The 22,465-nt window shown below is 35.8% G+C and carries 24 protein-coding genes and 1 tRNA gene; 7 read left to right on the plus strand and 18 right to left on the minus strand.

Annotated elements, in window-relative coordinates; translation table 11 throughout:
* Positions 1 to 377: 377 nt before the first annotated feature.
* From F1847_RS05015 to F1847_RS05055, 9 genes are all read right to left on the minus strand, one after another.
* Positions 378 to 471: transfer RNA gene (locus F1847_RS05015), tRNA-Ser, on the minus strand.
* Positions 472 to 522: 51 nt separating this feature from the next.
* Positions 523 to 1,107, minus strand: coding sequence for a biotin transporter BioY (locus tag F1847_RS05020; protein WP_150071997.1), 585 nt, complete (start codon positions 1,105 to 1,107; stop codon positions 523 to 525).
* A 62-nt stretch (positions 1,108 to 1,169) separates the two neighbouring features.
* The gene (locus F1847_RS05025) at positions 1,170 to 2,423 is read right to left on the minus strand and encodes a 3-deoxy-D-manno-octulosonic acid transferase (protein ID WP_150071998.1); all 1,254 of its coding nucleotides are present in this window, start codon (positions 2,421 to 2,423) and stop codon (positions 1,170 to 1,172) included.
* Between the two features lie 4 nt (positions 2,424 to 2,427).
* The gene (gene pgeF, locus F1847_RS05030; protein ID WP_150071999.1) at positions 2,428 to 3,156 is read right to left on the minus strand and encodes a peptidoglycan editing factor PgeF; all 729 of its coding nucleotides are present in this window, start codon (positions 3,154 to 3,156) and stop codon (positions 2,428 to 2,430) included.
* Positions 3,150 to 3,788, minus strand: coding sequence for an XTP/dITP diphosphatase (locus F1847_RS05035; RefSeq protein ID WP_150072000.1), 639 nt, complete (start codon positions 3,786 to 3,788; stop codon positions 3,150 to 3,152). The genes pgeF and F1847_RS05035 overlap by 7 nt, the downstream gene beginning before the upstream one ends.
* Positions 3,785 to 4,495, minus strand: coding sequence for a ribonuclease PH (gene rph / locus F1847_RS05040; RefSeq protein ID WP_150072001.1), 711 nt, complete (start codon positions 4,493 to 4,495; stop codon positions 3,785 to 3,787). Before rph ends, F1847_RS05035 begins: the two co-directional genes overlap by 4 nt.
* On the minus strand, positions 4,495 to 5,757 hold the full coding sequence (locus tag F1847_RS05045) for a hypothetical protein (protein WP_150072002.1): 1,263 nt from the start codon (positions 5,755 to 5,757) through the stop codon (positions 4,495 to 4,497). Before F1847_RS05045 ends, rph begins: the two co-directional genes overlap by 1 nt.
* Complete coding sequence (locus F1847_RS05050; RefSeq protein ID WP_150072003.1) at positions 5,745 to 6,845, minus strand: radical SAM protein; 1,101 nt, start codon at positions 6,843 to 6,845, stop codon at positions 5,745 to 5,747. The genes F1847_RS05045 and F1847_RS05050 overlap by 13 nt, the downstream gene beginning before the upstream one ends.
* A 3-nt stretch (positions 6,846 to 6,848) precedes the next feature.
* Positions 6,849 to 7,871 (minus strand): aspartate-semialdehyde dehydrogenase, encoded by a 1,023-nt coding sequence (locus F1847_RS05055; protein ID WP_150072004.1) that lies wholly within the window; start codon positions 7,869 to 7,871, stop codon positions 6,849 to 6,851.
* A 163-nt stretch (positions 7,872 to 8,034) separates the two neighbouring features.
* Between F1847_RS05055 and F1847_RS05060 the strand changes: the two genes are divergently transcribed.
* From F1847_RS05060 to F1847_RS05075, 4 genes are read left to right on the plus strand one after another with little or no spacing between them, the layout of a single operon-like run.
* The gene (locus tag F1847_RS05060) at positions 8,035 to 8,565 is read left to right on the plus strand and encodes an RNA methyltransferase (RefSeq protein ID WP_150072005.1); all 531 of its coding nucleotides are present in this window, start codon (positions 8,035 to 8,037) and stop codon (positions 8,563 to 8,565) included.
* Positions 8,559 to 9,731, plus strand: coding sequence for a DNA/RNA nuclease SfsA (gene sfsA, locus F1847_RS05065; RefSeq protein ID WP_150072006.1), 1,173 nt, complete (start codon positions 8,559 to 8,561; stop codon positions 9,729 to 9,731). Before F1847_RS05060 ends, sfsA begins: the two co-directional genes overlap by 7 nt.
* Positions 9,713 to 10,399: a nucleoside phosphorylase gene (locus tag F1847_RS05070; protein ID WP_150072007.1), complete on the plus strand. Its 687-nt coding sequence runs from the start codon at positions 9,713 to 9,715 to the stop codon at positions 10,397 to 10,399. The genes sfsA and F1847_RS05070 overlap by 19 nt, the downstream gene beginning before the upstream one ends.
* Positions 10,389 to 11,270: a hypothetical protein gene (locus F1847_RS05075; protein ID WP_150072008.1), complete on the plus strand. Its 882-nt coding sequence runs from the start codon at positions 10,389 to 10,391 to the stop codon at positions 11,268 to 11,270. The genes F1847_RS05070 and F1847_RS05075 overlap by 11 nt, the downstream gene beginning before the upstream one ends.
* A gap of 2 nt (positions 11,271 to 11,272) precedes the next feature.
* On the opposite strand, the gene F1847_RS05080 is transcribed toward F1847_RS05075, so the two are convergent.
* The 9 genes from F1847_RS05080 to ftsH are packed head-to-tail and all read right to left on the minus strand — an operon-like array spanning position 11,273 to position 19,671.
* Positions 11,273 to 12,043 carry a sulfite exporter TauE/SafE family protein gene (locus F1847_RS05080; RefSeq protein ID WP_168194271.1) on the minus strand — a complete coding sequence of 257 codons (771 nt, stop codon included), beginning with the start codon at positions 12,041 to 12,043 and terminating at the stop codon, positions 11,273 to 11,275.
* A 15-nt stretch (positions 12,044 to 12,058) separates the two neighbouring features.
* A complete protein-coding gene (locus F1847_RS05085) occupies positions 12,059 to 13,234 on the minus strand; it encodes a class I SAM-dependent rRNA methyltransferase (protein WP_150072009.1) in 1,176 nt (391 codons plus the stop codon).
* Positions 13,206 to 14,084, minus strand: coding sequence for a 4Fe-4S binding protein (locus F1847_RS05090; protein ID WP_150072010.1), 879 nt, complete (start codon positions 14,082 to 14,084; stop codon positions 13,206 to 13,208). Before F1847_RS05090 ends, F1847_RS05085 begins: the two co-directional genes overlap by 29 nt.
* Positions 14,081 to 14,215 (minus strand): hypothetical protein, encoded by a 135-nt coding sequence (locus F1847_RS09410; RefSeq protein WP_255449501.1) that lies wholly within the window; start codon positions 14,213 to 14,215, stop codon positions 14,081 to 14,083. Before F1847_RS09410 ends, F1847_RS05090 begins: the two co-directional genes overlap by 4 nt.
* A gap of 7 nt (positions 14,216 to 14,222) precedes the next feature.
* Positions 14,223 to 15,581, minus strand: a complete 1,359-nt coding sequence (glmM, locus tag F1847_RS05095) for a phosphoglucosamine mutase (protein ID WP_150072011.1) — start codon at positions 15,579 to 15,581, stop codon at positions 14,223 to 14,225.
* Positions 15,582 to 15,587: 6 nt separating this feature from the next.
* Positions 15,588 to 16,220 (minus strand): YbbR-like domain-containing protein, encoded by a 633-nt coding sequence (locus tag F1847_RS05100; RefSeq protein ID WP_150072012.1) that lies wholly within the window; start codon positions 16,218 to 16,220, stop codon positions 15,588 to 15,590.
* Positions 16,198 to 17,019, minus strand: coding sequence for a diadenylate cyclase CdaA (gene cdaA / locus F1847_RS05105; RefSeq protein ID WP_150072013.1), 822 nt, complete (start codon positions 17,017 to 17,019; stop codon positions 16,198 to 16,200). The genes F1847_RS05100 and cdaA overlap by 23 nt, the downstream gene beginning before the upstream one ends.
* 4 nt (positions 17,020 to 17,023) lie before the next feature.
* Positions 17,024 to 17,878, minus strand: a complete 855-nt coding sequence (gene folP, locus F1847_RS05110; protein ID WP_150072014.1) for a dihydropteroate synthase — start codon at positions 17,876 to 17,878, stop codon at positions 17,024 to 17,026.
* A gap of 2 nt (positions 17,879 to 17,880) precedes the next feature.
* Positions 17,881 to 19,671, minus strand: a complete 1,791-nt coding sequence (gene ftsH / locus F1847_RS05115) for an ATP-dependent zinc metalloprotease FtsH (RefSeq protein ID WP_150072015.1) — start codon at positions 19,669 to 19,671, stop codon at positions 17,881 to 17,883.
* Between the two features lie 151 nt (positions 19,672 to 19,822).
* Between ftsH and lptA the strand changes: the two genes are divergently transcribed.
* Genes lptA through rpoN form a run of 3 tightly spaced genes read left to right on the plus strand, consistent with a single transcriptional unit; the run spans position 19,823 to position 22,461 of the window.
* Positions 19,823 to 20,305: a lipopolysaccharide transport periplasmic protein LptA gene (gene lptA / locus F1847_RS05120; protein WP_150072016.1), complete on the plus strand. Its 483-nt coding sequence runs from the start codon at positions 19,823 to 19,825 to the stop codon at positions 20,303 to 20,305.
* 24 nt (positions 20,306 to 20,329) lie between these two features.
* On the plus strand, positions 20,330 to 21,046 hold the full coding sequence (lptB, locus tag F1847_RS05125) for an LPS export ABC transporter ATP-binding protein (protein WP_150072017.1): 717 nt from the start codon (positions 20,330 to 20,332) through the stop codon (positions 21,044 to 21,046).
* Between the two features lie 2 nt (positions 21,047 to 21,048).
* The gene (gene rpoN, locus F1847_RS05130; protein ID WP_150072018.1) at positions 21,049 to 22,461 is read left to right on the plus strand and encodes an RNA polymerase factor sigma-54; all 1,413 of its coding nucleotides are present in this window, start codon (positions 21,049 to 21,051) and stop codon (positions 22,459 to 22,461) included.
* The last annotated feature ends 4 nt before the right edge of the window (positions 22,462 to 22,465 follow it).

Raw genomic sequence — 22,465 nt, forward strand, 5'->3', positions numbered from 1 at the left:
CATTTTAGGTGGGCTCGTTATTTTCCTCATACCGCTTGCTTTTATAGCAATTATCTTTTGGCTTATAGGAAAACATTTTTTAACTCCCGGTCTTAGAGTATATTTTACTCGTAGAAAGGAGCGTAAAAAGCTCAAAAAAATTTTGGAAGAAAGGCTTAAATATCTTCCGTAAGGTTTTTGTAAAATTCTGTAAGTTTGAAAAGCCAAAATTTAAGCTCTTGATAAGACATCTCTGCAAGGTCCTTATATGAAAACCCATGTTTTATCATTGAGAGGATTGTTTCGGCGTTAATAAAGGGTTGTAAATCTCGGTAAAATCTCTAACGTTTTAGAAGTTATAACTAAGAATTGAAAAGAAGAAAAAATAAGAAAAGAAATGGCGGAGGGGGCGGGATTCGAACCCGCGGTACGGGTTTTAGCCCGTACATGCGATTTCCAGTCGCACCCCTTCGTCCACTCGGGCACCCCTCCTAATCTAACTTTAACATTTTAAAACCTAATCGAAATTTTGGCAAGAGGCTTTTAAAACTTTCTTAATATATACTTTAAAGTAAAAACTACCAAAAAAATTTTTAGAAGGTCTCCATAAATAAAAGGTAAACTTCCCATCAACAATAAAACCTTTATGTCAGAAATTTTTAATATCCAGCCTAACCAAAGCATACCCATAAGATGAATAACCCCAAAGTTTACTATAACCAGAAGAAAAACCAGACCCAAGAAACTTTTTGTCCAGATAAACCTATGATAAAGAAAACTTACCATCAATCCCGCAGGTAAAAAACTTAAAAGGTATCCTCCTGTAGGACCAACCAAGGTTAAAAAACCTCCGGTTGCTCCAGCAAACCAAGGAAGTCCTAAGGCACCCAAAAATAAATAAAAAAATTGAGCTAAACCACATCTAAAAGGAGAAAAAAGAAGCGCGGTTAGAAAAACCCCAAAGGTTTGAAAGGTTACAGGCACAGGAGAAAAAGGAAGATAAAATTTAAGCTGAGCTGAAAGCCCTATTAAAAGAGCACCTAATAAGCCCCAAAATACTTCTATACCTAAATTGCCGGATGTTAAAACCCCTTTCCTTAAAACCATCACCTCTGCAAATTTTTTCATAGTCGCCTCCAATAACTTAATAGATTTTTGTTAACTATAATTTTATCAGAGTTAACAAAAATTTAAAGATATTTTTCTAACAAACGAATAATTCTTTCGGTGGCTCCGGTTTTTGAACGATAGATTTGGTAAGCTTTTTTAGACAAATTTTCAAGTTTTTGAGGATTATTTAAAAGGTCTTTTAGCGTTTCAGCAAGTTTTTCTGAAGAAACTTGAAGGCAAGCCTTTTTTTCTAAAAATTCTTGGACAAAAGGAAAATTTTCCATAGAAGGGCCAAACACCACAGGCTTTTTCCAGTAAATAGGCTCTAACGGGTTTTGTCCTCCATGGGGGATAAAGCTTCCTCCTATGATGGCTAAATCGCACAACCTATAAAGGCTCCCTAAAATCCCTATCTGGTCTACCAGAAGGATAATCCTTTTAGCGTCTTGAAGGTTTAATTTTTCGTAATTTAGGCTACTTAACCTGTAAAACCTGTTTTCTTTTTGATTAGATATCAAAGAAGTTATCCGAGAAAATACCTCCTCAAAGCGTTCAGGATGCCTTGGGGCTAAAAGTAATGTTCCTTCTTCTACTACTGAAAGAAAAGCCTCGGTAATTATTTCTTCTTCAGGATGATGAGTACTTCCGGCAATGATAACCGGTTTTTTTAACCTATCTTCCCAGGGAAATTCAACATAAGGGATTTCAAGGTCAAACTTAGTGTTTCCTGCTACGATAATTTTTTCTTCAGGCACCCCTAAAGCCTTAAACCTCTTCTTATAGAGGTTATCTTGAACCACGATTAAAGTAAGGTCTTCCAAAACCCTTCGGATAAAAAACTTTATTTTTTGATAGTTTTTAAAGGATTTTTGACTAAGACGTGCGTTAACCAAAAAAACAGGAATTTCTTGGGCTGCAGTATGGATAAGATTAGGCCAAATCTCTGTTTCAGAAATGACTAAAGCCTTAAGATTAAAAGCCTTTAACGTTCTCTTTATCGCAAAAGGACAGTCTAAAGGTAAGTAGATCACTTCTACCGAAAGGCCTTTGAACCGATCCTTAGCTACCTTTTGTCCTGTGTCAGTAATAGTGCTTATAAGGATGTTGTGGTTGTTGGATAACCTTTTAACAAGGGAAGAAAGTGCTATGACTTCCCCTACTGATACACAATGGACCCAGATAGTAGAACCTGAAGAAAAATTTTCAGACTTTTTAAAAAGGGCAAACTTATCCTTTAACCATTTTAACCTTAACTCTGGAGGTCTTTTCAAAAACTCCTTAGGTAAAAGCAAACCTGCTACCAGGTAATAGATAAGAGTATATACCCAAAACATAAGCCTAAAAGTTCCCTATAAAAGATATTTGTACTCCTCTGTCTTTTCCATGGCAACGATGAGACCAATAAAGGCCTGATAAACACTTAGTACAGTCCTGAGAAATCCAAAGATTACTTTCAGGTATACCTAAGGACAAAGCTTGATAAACGTTTAATCTTTCCAAATCCAAAAAGAATTTTTCTTGATTATATCTTATAACATCTTCATAAAAAGAAAAATTTTTTTCTAAATAAAGGAGAACATCTTTTTGGACTTCATAACAACAGGCTTTGATATGAGGGCCTATGGCCAAAAAGATTTCTTCAGGTCTATAACCTAAGGTTAAGACCGTTTTAAGGGTCTTTTCTAAAATTTTAGACACTGTCCCCTTCCATCCAGCATGAACAGCACCTATTATTTTAGCATCTTGGGTGGCTAAGAGGATCGGTACGCAGTCAGCGGTCTTAACCCCCACCAAAAGTTTTTTCTGATTAGTAAGCACCGCATCCCCTTCTATTCCAAAAATCTCTGGAACCAAATCTTTCTCCCAAAGAAAAATTACAATATCGCTATGCACCTGTTTAGGAAAAAACCATCTATAATCATTAACTTGTTTTAAAATACTAAAATCAAAATTTTTAGAAAGTTTCTGCGAAAAAGCGGCTAATACACCGATTTTAAGTAAATTATCTGGAAAAATAAAATTTGTGTTTAATTTGTGAGAAAAGTCTAAAAGTTCTTGTTTTAACATTGCGTAAATTGTTTTAAAAAGGGTAAAATTTCTTTTTTTAGGTTTTGTAGTGCTTTTCCTCTATGACTTAGACGGTTTTTTTCTTCTAAAGGTAGTTCTGCTGCGGTTTTTTGATAGTTATATTCTGGAACTAAAAAAAGAGGGTCATATCCAAAACCAAAAGAGCCTTTGGGCTCAAAACCTATCCTCCCCTCCCAAACCCCTTCTGAAACTAAATATTTTCCGGTAGGATGATAAAGAACCATGACGCATTTAAACCTTGCAGTTCTTTTTTCAAAAGGAGCCTCTGCTAATTCTTGTAAAAGTTTCTGGTTGTTTTTTTCATCGGTTGCCCCTTCCCCGGCATAACGAGAAGAGTATACCCCAGGTGCACCTTTTAATGCATCTACCTCAAGCCCGGAATCATCAGCCAGACACAAGCAACCTGTTTTCTCGGCATAATACTTAGCCTTAAGCATGGCGTTTTCTAAAAAAGTTTTACCTGTTTCTTCAGGAGGAGGAATCTCTGGAAAATCCTTAAGGCTTTCTATTTCTAAACCTATTTCTTCTTTAAGGTCTTTAAGGGCTTCGGTGATTTCTTTAACTTTACCTAAGTTAGAGGTAGCGATAATCAAAGTCAGTTTTTTACTCATACCTTTAACACCTCTTTTTGTTTGTTTATAAGTTCTTTTATACCTTTAAAAGCCAAGTTTTTCATCTGTTCTAATTCCTCCCAGGTAAAAAGACTTTTTTCTGCGCTTACTTGAATTTCTACTATTTTTCCAGATTCAGTCATAAAAAAATTAGCGTCTACCTCTGCAAGTATATCTTCTTGATAATCAAGGTCTAATAAAAAATTTTCTCCTATTTTACCTACACTAACACCTGCTAAAAATTCTAATACTGGGGAAGTAGATAAAACTCCTTTTTCAAGAAGTCTTTTCACAGCAAGATTTAAAGCTAAAAAAGCTCCGGTAACTGAGGCGGTCCTGGTCCCTCCGTCTGCGTTTAAGACCTCACAGTCTATCCATAACGTCCTTTCTCCTAACTTAGAAAGGTCTACGACCCCTCTTAATACCCTTCCTATAAGACGTTGTATTTCCATAGACCTACCTTTTCTTCCCATGGTTTCCCTTGGGGTTCTCTCATGGGTAGCCCCAGGTATAAAGGCATATTCTGCTGTAATCCAACCGGTTCCTGTACCTTTAAGAAAAGAAGGGACTTTTTCCTCTAAGCTTACCGTACAAAGCACTTTGGTATTTCCAAATTCTACTAACACCGAGCTTAAGGGATTTTTCAAAAAATCTACTGTAAACCTTACTTCTCTAAGCTGGTCAAAAGCCCTCCCGTCATACCTCATCAAAAACCTCCTACACCAAAGATTTTACCTTTTCCTATTGAATGAGGAGAAACACACTTTCTAAGAGTCCCCTCTAACTCCCAATCTTCATACTCTATGGTTATCCGTTTTTTTCTCAAAACACAAATTTTACCATATAAATCCCTTCCTAAAACTATCTTTTCAAAGGTTCTTTCACCCAAACCACATAACCACAACCCTTCTTTTAATTCTCCGTTAAGCTTGTCTTTCATCAAAGGTTTAGGCAAATTAGGAGATTTAATTAATAGACTAAAAAATCTTTCAACCTCAGAAGATTCTTGTACAGCAAGTCCTTCCCAGTCCTCTAACAAAGGGTTGAGCTCAAGTCTACAATAAAGTTCCCCATCAAGGTTAACAAAGTTTACATGGCAGACTTCACATCTATATTTTAAAAGATTTTCTCGAGTATGTATAGGCTTACTAAGTTTTTGATGACAGTCTAAACACTTAATTTTTTGGCGTTGAAACATTATCTCTTCTTTTTTATGACAATCGGTGCAGACCATACCTTTTTCATAATGGACACTTCTTAAAAGTTGATAAGCCTCGATCCCATAGGGTCTTTCAGGAGTTTTCCCTTTGATAAAAGGAGCACGATAGTCCTCATACCAGTTATGAGGACTATATCCCAAATAATCCCAGCCTATATAACTGCTATAATGACAGGCTAAACAGTTATCCATCTTAGGTTTGAGGATAAAATGTCCTGTTAGTTTTTTTTCTTGATACCTAAAATGGCAAGCTAAACAGCCCTTAGCCCTTCTGGTTTTTGGATAATCCTCTCCTTCATAGTCTACATGGCAGAGAAAGCATCTTCTTCTGAGAAAATCTATCAAGGTTGAGGTTGGGTCAAAAGGCTTTTCAAACCTATAAGCGTTAAGTTCTCTTACACTAAGATTTTTAGGTATTCCAAAGGCTTGAAAAGTATGAGAAATCATCTTGCGATAGGTATAATGTAAAGAATTTTTAAAACCTTCTACTTCAAATTTATGACATTTTATACATACCTGATAAACTAAATCAGCAGGTGGATTTTTTAACAAGTCTTTATGTGCTTCTTTTTTAGAGGTGGCTTTTTCTCTACCTTGATGACATTGGATACAAGAAAGTTGTTGATGAAACCTGTCAAAAAAAACCTGAGGATGGCAGTCTTTACAACTTTTAGGTTGAGATTGGTTAACACAACCTGAAAGCCAAAAAATTAAGATTAGGATTAAAAGTTTTGATTTTATCCTTGACACAGTCTATAAGCCACTTTATCAAGAAGCTGAACAACCTGTTCAGGATTTTCAAAAGGTTTTCCTAAAACCTCTTTCCAAACCCGTTCGCTTTCCATACAAAAGTAAAAGGCTATTTTGTCTTCAGTTTCTTTTATAAGTTTAGCAAGGTTTTGATAAAGCCTTTTTCTAAGGTCTATAAAGTAGCGTTTTTTCATATCCAGCCCTTCGATAAATTCATAACTATAAATCTTGGTTTTTGGAAACCTTTCTTCAGCAATATATTTTAATTCTTTGGGGTATCTTAAGGTTCCTAAGCTTATCCAAGCGATTTTTTCCCAAGGTATTTCGTTTAAAATCCTTTCTAACACCTTAGGATATTCGATTTCAGCGTTTTCATAGAAGATGATAGGGTCAAAATGGAAGGCTACGGTAAACCCATGGGCTACTGCAAGCTTCGCGCTTTCAAGTCTTTGGTCTAAAGATGGGGTTCCTATTTCTTCTGATTGTATGATAAAAGGCGTATTAACAGACCAAGCAAATATAATCTTAGGATTTGGTTTAAATTTTTTAAAGTAGGTTTCTTTGATAAAAGCCTTGGTTTTTAGTTCAAGCACAGCCCAAGGGTCTTTTTCTTCCCAAAAATTTATCAGCTTTTCAGAAACACCTCCGAAAGGTTCTAACACCATACTATCTGCAAACTCGCCTGTTCCTATTCTTAATACCCTACCCTCTCTTTTAGCATTATCTAAAACTGTCTCCAGTTCAGGAAATCCTTCTTCTATTAAATTAGCCCAAAGTTTTATACCTGGACGATTTAAATAAACCTGAAGGATACAATAGGTGCAGTCAAACAAACAGCCTTCTGCAAAATGAAAGATTTTATAACCACAACAAAGATAGTTTTTAGTTCCAGGGCAATTCCTAAAAAACCTACCTCTGAACCTCATCAAAAATAGATATTTTTTGCCTAAGGAAATAACAGATGCTGGAAAGGCTCCTGCCTCCCAATGAAATTCTTCGTAAGATGAAATAATTTCATAGGGATATTTAGCGATTATCTCTTGGGTTAGAAGATAAGGAAAAGCCTCTTTTTCTATTAAAATTTTCATTACTTAAAGATAGTGTTTAATCAATAATTCCGCTATTTGAACGGCATTGGTAGCAGCCCCTTTTCTTAGGTTGTCTGCTACAATCCACAGATTTAGTCCGTTTTCTACAGAAAAATCTTCTCTAATCCTTCCTACAAACACCTCATCTCTTCCTGCAACCTCTATCTGAAGGGGATAAACCTTCTTTTCTGGATTGTCAAACACCAATACACCAGGTGCTTTTTCTAAAAGTTCTATAGCCTTTTCTACGTTAATTTTCTTTTCTGTTTCTATGTTTACAGATTCAGCATGTCCGTAAAACACAGGCACTCGCACTGTGGTGGCGGTTACTCTAATACTCTCGTCTTCCATAATTTTTTTAGTTTCTTCTACCATTTTCATCTCTTCTTTGGTATATCTGTTAGGAAGGAAAACATCTATCTGAGGAATGCAGTTAAAAGCGATAAACTGAGGTAAATGCTTAGGTTCTGGCATAGGTTCTCCACTGCACCAAGCCTTAACTTGAGCCTCGAGCTCAGCAATAGCCTTTTGTCCTGCTCCAGAAACCGATTGATAGGTGCTTACTACTATTCTTTTAATTTTACCGTAGTCGTGTAAAGGTTTTAAGGCTACTACCATTTGGATAGTAGAACAATTAGGGTTGGCAATTATACCTTTATTTTTATATTGGGCTACCGCATGAGGATTTACTTCTGGCACTACCAAAGGAACCTCAGGGTCCATCCTCCAAGCACTTGAGTTATCAATAACCACTGCACCATCTCTTGCAAAAAGCGGGGCAAAATCTAAACTTCTTTGGGCTCCTGCTGAAAAAAGAGCGATGTCTATCCCTTTAAAACTTTTAGTTTCTTCTAAAACCTCAACGGGTATCTCCTCACCTTTAAAAGGAAGTCTCAATCCTTTAGACTTAGAAGAGGCAAAAAACCTTATTTCTTTTACAGGAAAGTTCCTTTCTTCTAAAACCGAAATCATCATCCTTCCTACGGCACCGGTTGCACCAACCACGGCTACTGTATATTCTTTCATAAGGGCCTCCTTAAGTCCTATTTTTAATTTAAGAAACTATCATAAAACCTAAAAACTTCAAGGCATTTTCACGTATCTGTTATTAAAAATCTCCTCCTTAAAATAAAGAGAGGCTTCTTCTTTTTATTTGCAGTTTCTTGAGATTATTTTAAAATTAACGAGTATGAAAAAATTAGAAGGTGAAGAAATCTTAAAAAAATGGCGTCAAAACCGTCTTAATAGTAGATTTCCTTTGGTAGCTGTGCTTGACAACATAAGGAGTGCCTACAACGTAGGGTCTATGTTTAGAACAGCAGAATGTGCTTACCTTTCTAAACTTATTTTATGCGGTATTACTGCTTATCCTCCTAACTCCAAACTTGAAAAAACAGCCTTAGGAACCACTAAAACCATGCCTTGGGAGTATTTTGGGGACACCTATCAAGCAGTAAAACATTTAAAAAATCTTGGATATAAAATAGCAGCTTTAGAAATTACCGACAGTAGTCTGCCTATTCAAAAAATTGGTTTATCTGATTTTCCCTTAGCTTTGGTTATAGGAAATGAGGTTACCGGAGTCGATGAAAGGGTGCTTGAAGAAGCGGATATGATTTTAGAAATTCCCCTTTATGGAGAAAAAGAATCATTAAACGTAGCCATAGCCTTTGGGGTAGCTATCTTTCTTCTTATAGAAAAATTACGAAAAACATGCTAAAAATAACCTATCCTTTTTGTTTTGATAAAATCCCTGCTTTTTTCATAGATAGAGTTAACCGATTTGTAGTTAAAATCAAAATAAAAAATGGATTTAGCTCTAAAGATAGAATTTATCTTGCCTATTTACCCAATCCTGGAAGGCTTTGGGAGTTGCTTTTAGAAGGAACAGAGCTTTTGTTAGTGCCTAATACAGGGGAGGCTAAACTTCCGTATACAGTCTTAGCCTGCAAAAAAGGAAAAAACTATGTGCTTCTTCACACCCATCTAACCAACCAAGTAATTTCAACCCTTATAACCCAACAAAAGATAGCCTTTTATAGAGAATTTGAGGTAGAAAAGACAGAACCATCTTATGCTGATGGAAGGTTTGACCTTCTTTTAAGAAATCTAATCTCTCAGGAAAGAAGGGTCTTAGAAATAAAAACCTGTACCCTCTTTGGTAAAAAAATCGCTATGTTTCCTGACGCAGAGACCAAAAGAGGCCAAAAACACCTTTTAGAGCTTTTAAACCTTTCTCAAGAGGGCTATCAAGCCGAGATGCTTTTTGTGGTTATGAATCCAGACATAGAATACTTTCTTCCTGCCTATCATATAGATTTTGGTTTTGCAGAAACCTTTTTAAAGGTTAAAAACCAGATAAGTTTAAGGGCTGTTGCCTTAGGTTGGGATGAAGGGTTTACTGAGGTAAAAGAAGTAAAACATGTTAACATTCCTTTTAACCTTTTAGAAAAGGAACTTAAAGACCAAGGAACCTATCTTCTGGTTTTTAAGATAGATAGATGGGTAAACCTTTCAACTAACCAAAAAAATTTTACGATTAAACCAGGTTTTTATGTATATGTTGGCTCTGCTATGCAAGGGCTTGAAGCAAGGATTAAAAGACATTTGAGAAAGCACAAAAAACCTCATTGGCACATAGACTATCTCTTAGCCCAAGCAACGGCTATCCTTCCTATCCCTATCCGTGCCTCTGAAAAACTTGAATGTGCTATTGCCTCTGACCTTTTTAAACTGTCGGAAGAAGTTGTATCTGGTTTTGGTTCAACCGATTGTCGTTGTCTTTCTCATCTGTTCTGTTTTTCTTCTTCCCCTTTAAAAAACTCTGCTTTCCAAGATTTGATAATAAAATACCGGATAGACAGACTATGTTCTTACCTAAAATAGACTTAAAAACAGGGGAGCGTGGGATTTTATTTCTAACCTTACCTGAATGGCGGTTCGCTAAGGAAAACCTTTTTTTTAAAAAACATTTTTCTTTTTTAAACCTTACGATAAAATACGATGAAAGAGGGTTTATTTGTGGGCCGGTTTTAGGGGCTCCTATGTTAGGATTACTCTTTGAAGTCTTTAATCATTGGAGTCTTAAAGAACTTTTAACCATAGGCTGGGCGGCTAAATTAGGAGAAACCCTTAAGATAGGAGACCTTTTTCTTCCTATTAAGGCCTATTCTTTAGAAGGGACTTCAAGGCTTTACTTAGGAAAAACCAAAGTTTTTAAACCAGAACAAAGTTTTTTTATTAAAATTAAAGAAAATCTTATTCAAACAGGGCTTATCCCCTCCTTAGGTAGTATTGTTTCTGTTGACGCCCCTTTTATTTTTGAAAAGAATACACAACTTATAAAAAAATGGAAAACAAAGGTTTGTGCTTTGGACATGGAAACTTCGGCGGTGTTTTCTTTGGGTAAATATTTTAATCTTAAAACCCAGCCTATCCTTTTTATTACCGATGAGGTAGGTAAACTCATAAACCAGAGGCCTGAAAAGTTATTAAGACCACAAAGAGAAAAACTCTTAAATTTTTTGAAAAAGTTTTTAAACCATGAGTTCTAAAACCTTAAAGACCAATCCTTTTGAAATTTTCGGCTTAACCCCTAAAATAGTAAAAGAACTTGATGAACAAACCCTTGCTAAGCTTATCAAAGCTATCTATAGGGTGCTTCAATTTTACCATCATCCAGACAAAGGAGGTGACCCTAAAAAGGCTTTGGAATTAAACTTAGCTTACGAAACCTTAAACTTAGAAAAAAACGAAAAACTCTTTAAAGAATATAGAAACAAATACATCCAAAGGCTTTCACGCAAAACCATGTATACTAAACTTAAAGACCTTGAAGCTCAAAACCGCAAGTTGTCTTTCTTAGCAGACCTTTTAAAAGAAAAATACTGGCAATTACTGATTGAAAGACCAGGTTTTATAGAAGAATTTAGCCAGGGGAAGGTTTACAAACTAAAGGTGTTTGACCTGGTATCTCATCTCAACTTTTCTTATGTAAAAACTTCTAAAAAATCTTTGTTTTTTAAGGAACTCTACCTTGTAGGAACTGAAGTGCTAAAAAAGGAAGGGACTAAAGGTACCTGGTATAAAATAAAAAACTACCGGTTTTTAGGCTCTATCAAGAGAAATTACATAGAGCCTTGGGTTTTATTAGAAAAACCTTTTAAGGAAAAAGAAAAGGCTTACAAAAACCTGATCGATCGTGAAATTTTTTTGCAAGAATGTATACTTTTCTTAAACCCAGAACTTGAAACAAACGCCTATCTCTTCTTTTTCCAACCTGATGAACCTCAACATGTAGTTTTTGAAGGAGTTCTTTTAAAAAAAGAAGAAGTTTCTTTAGAAAAGGTTATTCCTCTTTTAACCGGTGCGCTTCTTCTTAAAAAAGAGGTTTCTGAAAAATCTTCGTCTAAAAGTTTAGAATAGGGTTAATCCTTAGGTTTAGGAGTTCTCAGAAACCTTATCCCTGTCCAGATGACTATCGTAGCAAAAAAGACCCTCAAGTAAGCTTCAGGTAAAAGATTGGCAACGTTTCCTCCTATAAAGGTACCGATGATAATCCCTATGACCAGACCAGGTAAGATGGATTTTACCACATTTCCCAGTTTAAGGTGGGTATAGGCACCAACCAGCCCAGCTGGGACCATACATAAAAGCGAGGTTCCTTGGGCAAGATGTTGTCCATAGTTTAAACCTAAAACTAAAGCTGGTACCATAATCGTTCCTCCACCTACTCCCATCATCCCGGCTATAAAACCAGCAAACACCCCTGTAAGCAGCAACGCTAAAATCTTAGCAGTTCCTGCTAATGAGAAATGATAGAGGCTTCCTACATAGGGTTTTACTAAAAGTAAAATAGAAGCAAAGATTAAAAAGGCACCAAAAGACCTTTTAAGCTTCCATTCAGGAAGGCTATGGGCAAACTTAGCTCCTTTTCTTGCGGTGATCATCGCGGTAATAGCTATAATCAATGAAGCAACAACATCTACCGCACCATGCATCCCGTAAGTAATAGCCCCGATAAGCCCTGTAAAAACCAAAGCCCAAAGACTGGTTCCATGGGCTTGATGCTGAGAAAGTTTTAAAACACCTACCATAAGTGGTATCATCACCACCCCACCCCCTAAGCCTACCAACCCACCGAAACATCCTGCCAAAACCCCTATCCACAAAGCATGTAAAACTTCTTTTTTTATCATCTTGGTTTTCTCCCTTTATTTTTCTACATAAACTCCTATTCCTTTTAGATAAAAAGTCTCTTCTACAAAAGGATTAATAGGATGGTCTTTAGCCTGTATGCCTTGGAAAATAATCCTCCCGTTAAGTTGTAAGCTTTTAAGAGAATTCTTTATCAAAAACCAAAGTCTTTCAAATTTTAAAAAATGAGAACAAGAAAACCCAAAAAAATATCCTTTTTCCAAAGCTTTAAGACCTAAAAAATAAAGGCTTTCGTATTTTTTCTCTCCCTCAGAAATATGTTTATAAGATTTTATAAAGGCTGGAGGGTCAAGGACTACCATATCTACCTTAGGCGGATTTTTGAGTATTTTAAAAATGTCTCCTTGAAGGGCTATAAGTTTATCTTTCCAGTGGTTAAGTTTGGCGATTTCTTCAGCCAAAGAAAGGGCAGCAGCAGACCGGTCTATCAAGAAAACCCTTTCAGCCCCACCTTTCAAACAATAAAATCCAAAACCACCGATATAAGAAAATCCGTCTATCACCTGTAAACCTTTTGAAAGATCCCTTACAAACCTTCGGTTTTCCCTCTGGTCTAAAAAAAACCCGGTTTTTTGTCCTGAAATAATCGGAATTAAAAACTTTATGTCATCTATAGTAACCAAAATCGGTTCTTCTACCTTCCCATAAGCTACATTTACGTAAAGAGGAAGCCCCTCTTCTTGTCTTTTAACATGGTCGTTTTTTAAGACTATAGCCTCAGGAGAAAGCACCACTTTTAAAGCTTCTATAATAAAAGCTAAAAGTTTTTCCATACCAAGGGTATGGGTCTGCACCACCGCAATTTTTTCAAACAGGTCTACTACTAAACCAGGTACAAAATCTCCTTCAGAAAAAACCAAACGAAAACAGCCTTCTCCAGGATATAACGACCGTCTAAGGTTTAAGGCTTTACTAAACACCTGTACAAAAAAGTTTATATCTATTTTTTGTTCTTCGGTAGAAAGAAGTTTTAAACAATAAAAAGACTGAGGGTTAAAATATCCTATCCCCAAAAAATATTTTTCCTCTGAAAAGATGGTTACCAAATCCCCAGGGGAAATTTTTTCTGAAAGTTTCTCAAAATCTTTTATGTCTTTTTGAGTAAACCAAAGGCTTCTTCTTAAATAATTTTGGACCCCAAGTTTATTTAAAACAACCGGAGGGTATAACACGGTTAAAATCTCCTTTTTCTATATGTATAGCATGGTGAGGACAAATTTTTACACAGTTTAGACATCTGATACATTCGACTGAATTTGGCTCTTCTAAAGGATAGATGTCAACTGGACAAATTTTTTCACAGGCCTTACAACGAGTACATCTATCCACGTCTATTTTAAATCGCAAAAAACTAAACTTATTAAACAGCCCATATATTAAACCCAAGGGACATAGGTTTTTACAAAAAAACCTGTAATCTACCAAAACCAAAATCATAACCCCTAATAAAAACAAGGTCTTAAAGTAAAAAAGTCTTCCTATATAATCCCAAAGTTCTGAGGTTAGAATCAGGTTTAGGTAACCTGCCTCTAAGGTTCCTGCCGGGCAAAGAAATTTACAAAACCCAAGAATACCGTATCCGATTTCATTTTGAAAAGTTAGTGGCACCCAAAACACCAGTCCTATAAGCACCAAATGTTTTAAGTATTTTTGTGTCCTCCAAGGAAAAGTAATTTTTCTTTTTAAAAAGGGTATTTTGTAGATAAGGTCCTGTAAAAAACCAAAAGGACAAACCCAACCACAGATAAACCTTCCTAAGGTTAGCCCAAAAAACAGAAAAAAACCTAACAAATACAAAAAAGGGGCTATCAATGTCTGCCATTTTAAAATCTTTAATGCACTTAATATATTCTGTAAAACCCCTAAAGGGCAAGAAAAAAGGCTGGCAGGACAGGAATAACAATTTAATCCCGGAGCACAAAACCCTTTTAAAGGACCTGTATAAAGGGTTTTAGTAAAGGGAAAAACTAAATATCCGTTATGTAGAAACAAAGAAAAAACCTGTACAATCCTTCTTTTCATTCTTCAAGGCCCATACAAGAAAGACAAGCTACAGCCCCTCTAGAATGGACAAATTCATAACCTTTAAGCTTAAATCCAGCCCAAAGAAATAATCCGATACTAATCCAGAAAACCAAGATTTTCCAGCGCACGTTTCCCCTAACCTAACTTTTTCTGAAGAAATTCTTTCAATGCTTCGCTTATTTCCTCTACTAAATTTGGGTTTTCTCCTTCAACCATTATACGGTACTTAGGCTCAGTACCTGAAGGTCTTATCACTATCCTTCCCGTTTTTCCTAACCTATCTTCTGCTTGCTTGATCTTTTCTTGGATACCCTCTATTTCATCTAAAGGAATTTTTTTACTAACTTTTATGTTTTTTATAACTTGAGGAAGTTTTTCGAAAAGTTTAGCCAATTCAGAAAGAGGCTTTTCTTTTTGTTTAACCAAAGAAAGAAGACGCAATCCTGCTAAAAGGCCATCTCCTGTGGTAGCTTTATCAAGAAAAATAATATGACCTGAGGTTTCTCCTCCTAAAACAGCGTTTACCTCCCTCATTTTCATCACTACATATCTATCTCCTACAGGAGTTCTCAGAAAATTAATACCTTCTTTTTTTAAGAAAAGTTCTAACCCAAGGTTACTCATTATTGTTCCTACTACCGTAAGGTTAGTAAGTTGGACTTTTTCCTTTAATTCTATAGCAAAAATAGCTAAAAGATCGTCTCCGTCTAACAAATTTCCTTTTTCATCTACTACCACGATACGGTCTCCATCTCCATCAAGGGCTATACCTAAATCTGCCTGATTTTCTAAAACCGCTTTTTGAATGTTTTCGGGATAAAGGGCGCCGCTTTTTTCGTTGATGTTGATTCCGTTTGGGTTGCAGCCTATGGCTATTACTTCAGCCCCAAGTTCTTCTAAAACCCTTGGTCCTACTTGATAACAAGCTCCGTTGGCACAATCTATCACCACCTTTAAACCTTCAAAATCAACGTTTGAAGGAACGACAGACTTTAGATGCACCACATATCTTCCTATAGCATCCTTTATCCTAAAGGCCCTTCCTAAAGCATCTTTGTGTACCCTTAAGTCTTTAAACCCTTCATCAAAAATCAACTCCTCTATCTTGGCTTCTGTCTCATCAGAAAGTTTAAACCCATCTTTACCAAAGATTTTAATTCCATTATCGTAATAAGGATTATGGGAAGCAGAAATCATGATACCTGCATCTGCCCGCATATCTTTGGTTAAAAAAGCAATTCCAGGAGTAGGAATAGGTCCTACTAATAAACTATATCCTCCCATAGAACATATCCCTGCAACCAAGGCAGACTCAAACACATATCCAGATAACCTGGTATCTTTGCCTATAACCACCTTGGTGGTATGGTGATTTTGATTTTTAAACAAAAATCCTATAGCCCTACCTACTTGCAAAGCAATTTCAGGTAGCATAGGAAAAAAGTTAGCCTCACCTCTTATTCCGTCTGTGCCAAAAAGCTTTCTTTCTACCATACCCCCCTACCTCTTCCTTTCTTCATAGACGACTTTTACTTTTTCTACGTCCACACTAATAATTCCTAACGGTGGCATTAAGTCAACCTCTAAAGCCTTGTTTAATTTTAGTTTTAATATGTCTATAGGTTCTGTTTGTACCTCCTGAATGTTTGGAAGAACCTCTACAGGGGCCTTGATTAAAACATACTTGGGAATTACTTTTATTCTTCCTTGGGTAAAATAAAACTTTTCTTCTTCTTTAAACACAGGTTTTACAGGAACCTTTTTAGTCCCTATTTTTTTCACAACCAAGGTAAGAAAATTAGGGTTTACCTCTTTTACCTTTATCCCTGCAGGAAGACTTATCTTTTCTATAGGCACCCTTATCTGATGAACCCCTGGAGGGAAGTTTTTGGTATCTATTTCTAAAGTAATTTGTTTTTCGTTAAGGTTTCTTAAAAGATTTCTTATAGCCTGTATCCTTAAAACCACCGTAGAAGGAGTTATTTCCACCATATAGTTAGGATTAGGTAATTTATAATTCACAGGAATTTCTATAGTCTTTTCTATAGAACGTCCCCATACTACAAAATACCATAAGGTAAGAGCCATCAAAAAAGAAAGAACTTTTAGTTTATGTTCCCTTTTGAATCTCATAAGTAATCCTTGTCCACCATGGTGCCTTAGACTCAAAACCTAAAAGCTGAGAAAGCATTTTTCTTAAAGTAGCAGGGGTTACGTCTCTGGTGATTTTTCCGCTTACTGCTATAGAAATATAACCTTTTTCCTCAGATACTACTATAGCTACCGAATCGGTAATCTCTGTAATACCTATGGCTGCCCTATGTCTGGTCCCCAAATCTTTGGCTATGTCTGGGTTGGTAGAAAGGGGCAATACTACACCTGCGGCTACGATTTTACCTTTGCTGATAACTACTGCTCCATCATGAAGAGGGCTTTTAGGATTAAAGATACTTATCAACAACTCTTCGCTTATCTTTGAGTCTAACACTATAGACCCTTCTAAAAAATCCTTCAAACTAATCTCTCTTTCAAAAACTATCAAAGCTCCTATTTTTTTCTCTGCAAGTTTGGTAACTGCCTTAACCACCTCTTCTATACCATAAGAATATTCTGTCTGAAATTTGGTAAAAGGATGCTTTCCTATCTGGGCTAAGGCTTTTCTTATGTCGTCTTGAAAAACTATAATGATTAAAATCAAGATAGAAGACATAAAGGTGTTTAAAATCCAGTTTAAGGTTAACAACTGCAAAGCATCAGAGACGAAATATAAAAGGACCACTACAGACAAACCTGCTACCATCTGTAAAGCTCTACTCCCTTGAATAAGCAAAAGTATCCTATAGATAAAAAAACTGACTACAAAGATGTCTACGATATCTTTCCAAGTGATAGAATTAAACATTTCAGAAATTTTGAAAAACTCAAAATTCAAAATCTTAACCTCCTAAATGTTCCCGAAGAAACTTAAACATTATAACTGCATCTTTGTTAAGGTCAACGCGATGAACCCTTAAAAAATGTACTCTCTTAAGATAAGCCCAAACAGAAAAACCTACCGTTCCTCCCTCTCTGGCTAAAGGGTTTTCTCGGTTTACGATTTTACCTACAAAACTTTTTCTTGAATGCCCTAAAAGAAGAGGTCTTTCTAAGGTATAAAATTCTTCTAAATTTTTTAAAATTTCTAAATTGTGCTCAAAGGTTTTCCCAAACCCTAAACCAGGGTCTATGATTATCTTTTCCACAGAGACCCCTTTATCTACTAAAAATTCTATCCGTCTTACCAAAAACTCTCTTACTTCCTTTACTACGTCTTGATAAATAGGGTTTTCTTGCATGTTCTTTGGGGTTCCTTTGATATGCATAATCACATAGGGGCAGCCAAAATCTTTCACCACATCAACCATATTTGGGTCAAAAGTCCCTGCGCTTATGTCGTTTATCATAGAGGCTCCAGCTTTTAAAGCCTCTTCTGCTACTTTGCTTTTATATGTATCTACCGAAACTATCGCTCCAGGAAATTCTTCACAAACCACTTTCACCACAGGAATAACCCTTTTTAGCTCTTCTTCTTCGGTTATAGGGTCAGAAAAAGGTCTGGTAGATTCTCCTCCTATATCTATGATATCCGCACCTTCTTCTATCAATTCTTTAGCCCTTAAAACCGCATCTTTTAAGTTAAAAAATCTTCCTCCGTCAGAAAAAGAATCCGGAGTTATGTTTAAAACCCCAAAAAAGTAAGGACAATCTTTCCAATCAAAAATTTTAGACCCTATCCTTAAAGGAGAAAGCATGATTAATGGCTTTCGTTCTCTAAAATCAATTTAAACCTTTCTGCATCGATCGTCTCTTCTTCCAACAAAACAGAGGCGACTTTGTGGAGTTTGTCTATATAAGTATCTATTATCTTTTTAGCCCTTTCATAACAATTTTGTATGATTTCTTTTATTTCTTCATCGATAAGTCTTGCGGTATCTTCGGAATAATCTCTTATCTGCAAAAGTTCTTTGCCAAGAAAGATATGGTCTTCCCCCTTACCTAAAGCTAAAGGACCTAACCTTTTACTCATGCCCCATTCACAGACCATCTTTTTAGCAATATAGGTAGCCTTTTTGATGTCGTCTTGAGCCCCTGTACTTATAGATTTAAACACCGTTGCCTCACTAACCCTACCACCTAAAAGCACCGTTATCTTTTTAAGTAAATAATCTTCAGGATAAATATGTCTGTCGTCCAAAGGTAACTGCTGGGTTACTCCTAAGGCCTGTCCCCTGGGGATAATACTTATTTTATGAACCGGGTCAGGGTCAGGTAAATAATAAGCCACCAAGGCATGTCCTGCCTCATGATAGGCTATAACCTTTTTTTCCTCTTCACTTAACATAAACCCTTTTCTTTCTTTACCCATGATTATTTTATCTTTCGCCTCTTCTAAATCTTCCTGCTCGATCATTTCCTTTCCTTTTTTGGCAGCAATAAGTGCAGCTTCGTTAAACATATTTTCTAAGTTAGCACCAGTAAAACCTGGAGTGGCTTTAGCTATAGACCTCAGGTCTAAATTAGGATCTACTTTAAACTTGTTAGCATAAAGTTTTAGGATAGCCTCTCTTCCGTTTACATCTGGTGGAGGAACAAAAACCTGTCTATCAAACCTTCCTGGACGTAAAAGAGCTGGGTCTAAAATATCAGGTCTGTTAGTGGCAGCAAGCACCACTATACCTTCTGCAGTGTCAAATCCATCCATTTCAACCAACAACTGGTTTAAAGTCTGTTCTCTTTCGTCATGACCTCCACCTAAACCTGCACCTCTCTGTCTACCAACGGCATCTATTTCGTCAATAAAAACGATACAAGGTGCATGGGCTTTAGCCTGAGCAAATAGGTCTCTAACCCTAGCAGCTCCTACCCCAACAAACATTTCTACAAAATCTGAACCGCTTATGCTAAAAAAAGGCACCCCTGCTTCTCCAGCTATAGCTTTAGCAAGAAGGGTTTTTCCTGTTCCTGGAGGTCCTACCAGCAAGATACCTTTAGGAATCCGGGCACCTAACTTAGTAAATTTTTGAGGATTTTTTAAAAATTCTACCACTTCTTGTAGTTCTTCTTTAGCCTCTTCTACCCCAGCCACATCCTTAAAGGTTACCTTAGTTTCTCCTTCTTTTATTAACCTTGCTCTACTCTTTACAAAACTAAATGGTTTATTTCCAGGTTGCATCTGTTTGATAAAAAAAATCCAAAGCAAAATAAGCACGATAAAAGGAAGCCAAGAAATCAAAAAGGTAGTAACCCAACTATGCTGCGAATCTGGCTTAACCACAATCTTTATCCCTTTCTGTTTTAAAAAGGGAATCAAATCCTTATCATCTGGAATATAAGTAATCAATTCCTTGGAAGAAACCTTCGTAATAACCTTTTGTCCTTCTATCGTTACCTCTTTAATATCACCATTTTCTACCTTTTCCAAAAATTCAGTATAACTGACGGTATTTGAGGTATATAATGTCTGATTATAGAAAAAATTATAAGCAACCAAAACAAACAAACCAATAAAGATCCAAATCAGTAAAGTTTTACTTTTCTGCCACATCTACTTTTCCCCCTTTTCTCTATCATTTTTAAATTTATTACAACTTTCTTGAAATTCAATCTCGAATCTCTTAATAAAATCCTTTAAGGAGATTGAGGGTTAATTTTTCGCCTTGCCTAGAATCTAATTTTAGATTATAATTTTTAAATATATGAAAAAAACGAACTTAATAGGCATACTTTTAAAGGGTTTATTAATTTTCTTCTTTTTTGGAATAGAATTCCAGTCCTTAGGATTGGCTTCTGAAATTAACATAGTAGCCAACAAGATGGAGGTTATGGAAAGTGAAGGAATAGCGGTTTTTACCGGTAAAGTCCAGGCTACCCGAGGAGATATGCAGGTTTTTTGCGATAAACTTTATGTGTACTATACTACCCAAGAAGAGAAAAAGAACATAACCAAAGTGGTGGCTTTAGGAAAAGTGGTGATTTATAAAGGGAAATGGAAAGCCTATGCAGAGAAAGCGGTTTATTATAAAGACCAAGAAAAATTAGTTTTAGAAGATAACCCTAAGGTCTGGAATGAAAAAAATTTGGTTGAGGGAGATATCGTAGTTCTTTACTTTAACGAAGACAGAAGTGAGGTTCTATCCAAAAACGAAGGCAGGGTAAGGGCTCGTTTTTATCTTAAATAAAACTTTTTACTTATCAATTTTATTATGCTAAAAACTAAGGATTTAAAAAAATTCTTTAAGAAAAAAGAGGTAGTACGTGGAGTTACTGTGGAGGTAAAAAGAGGAGAGGTAGTAGGTTTACTTGGCCCAAACGGAGCAGGAAAAACTACCTCTTTTTACATGATAGCAGGTTTTCTTAAACCTGATTCAGGTGCGATTTTCCTTTTTGATAAGGATATAACCGATTATGATGTTTCTGAAAGGGCCAAACATGGAATTATTTATCTTCCTCAAGAAAGTTCTGTTTTTAGAAAACTTACGGTATACGAAAATTTTAAAGTGGTGGTAGAGCGTTTAGAAGTTAAACAAAAGGAGCTGTTAGAGAAGCTTGATTTTTATGTAGACCTTTTTAGCTTAAGAGAGGTACTTAATCAAAAAGCTTATACCCTTTCTGGTGGACAAAAGAGAAAAGTAGAGATAGTAAGGGCACTTTTAGTAGAACCTTCTTTTATCTTACTTGATGAGCCCTTTGCAGGAATTGACCCTATCGGTATTGACCAGTTAAAAACCATTTTTAAAACCTTAAAAGAAAGAAACATCGGCCTTTTAATATCAGACCACAACGTAAGAGATACCTTAAAAATCTGTGATAGAGCCTATGTTATAGCTGATGGTCAAATCATAGGCGCAGGTACTCCTCAGCAAATATTAGAAAGCGAAATCGTTAAGGAAAAATATTTAGGAGAAAGGTTTAACATTTAAAAATGATAGAGCTAAAAAATCAATTAAAACTTACTCAACAACTAATTTTAACCCCTCAACTAAAACTTTTGCTAAAGGTTCTTCAGTTAAACAGTTTGGAGTTAGAAGAATATTTACTGCAAGAAGTCCAAATAAATCCTTTTTTAGAAATAGAGTATAAAGATTTAGCTCCAAAGGTTAATCAAGAAAAAGATTATTCAGCAAAAGAGGTTAAACTTACAGACGAAATAGACTTAGGTACCGAAGAATTTTTAGAAAAAAGTCTATATCTAATAGAAACCCAAGAAGAGCCAGAGGAACCTATCTGGGAAAAAACCCTTAAAGCCGAAGAAAAGCTTAGTGATTATCTTCTTTGGCAGTTTAGGATGAAAGAGGTTACCCCTATAGAATATGAAATAGCCCAATATATTGTAGGAAACCTTGATGAAAAAGGTTATCTTACTCTTTCTTCTGCAGACATCGCTAAGGAATTACACCTTACTGAAGATAAGGTAGAAAAAGTAAGGTCGATCATCAAATTTTTAGACCCGGTAGGGGTTGCTTCCTATGATTTTAAAAAATGTCTTCTTACTCAGCTTTTGTTTTTGGGTTATGACAAGAAAAGCCTACCTTATGTGTTGGTAGAAAAATATTTTGAGCAAATTCCTGAAGGAATAGAAGTCCTTTCCCAACACTTAGGAATAGAACCCTCAAAAATTGAAGAGGCTTTAGAAGTCATTAAACATTTAGAGCCTTATCCTGCCAGAAATTTTTATGTAGAAACCTCAACTTACATAGAACCAGACCTTAGATTTTATAAAGAAGATGGTGAATGGAAGGTTGAAGTTCTTAAAGAAAAAACATTTACAGTAAGATTAAACAATTTTTACAGAGAATACCTAAGACTAAAGAAGAAAAATTCTCAATTTTTAAAATCAAAACAGTTTTTAAAGGAAAAACTTAAAGAGGCTGAAAATCTATTAAAAGCTTTAGATAGCAGATACACCAGTCTTTATAAAGTTGGTACGGTTATCTTGAAGCATCAAAAAGATTTTTTAGAAAAGGGAATTAAGTATTTAAAACCTCTTACCTTAAAAATGGTAGCAGAAGAGACAGAACTTCACGAGTCTACCATTAGCAGGATCATTAATCATAAATATGTACAAACCCCTACAGGGGTTTATTCTCTTAAGTTTTTCTTTTCTTCAGGTTATAAAGCCTCCGACGGTTCAACTTTTTCTTCTAAAGCGATAAAAGACTTTCTCAAGAAAATCATCGCTCAAGAAAATCCTACTAAACCTCTAAGTGATAACGAAATAGCTAAGGTTTTAAAATCTAAATATGGAATCAACATCGCAAGAAGAACGGTTACCAAATATAGGGAGGAACTACAAATTCCTTCGGTTCGTGAGAGAAAAAAGCAAAAGAAGGGGTAATTGA

The organism is Thermodesulfobacterium sp. TA1, assembly GCF_008630935.1.
GTDB lineage: Bacteria > Desulfobacterota > Thermodesulfobacteria > Thermodesulfobacteriales > Thermodesulfobacteriaceae > Thermodesulfobacterium.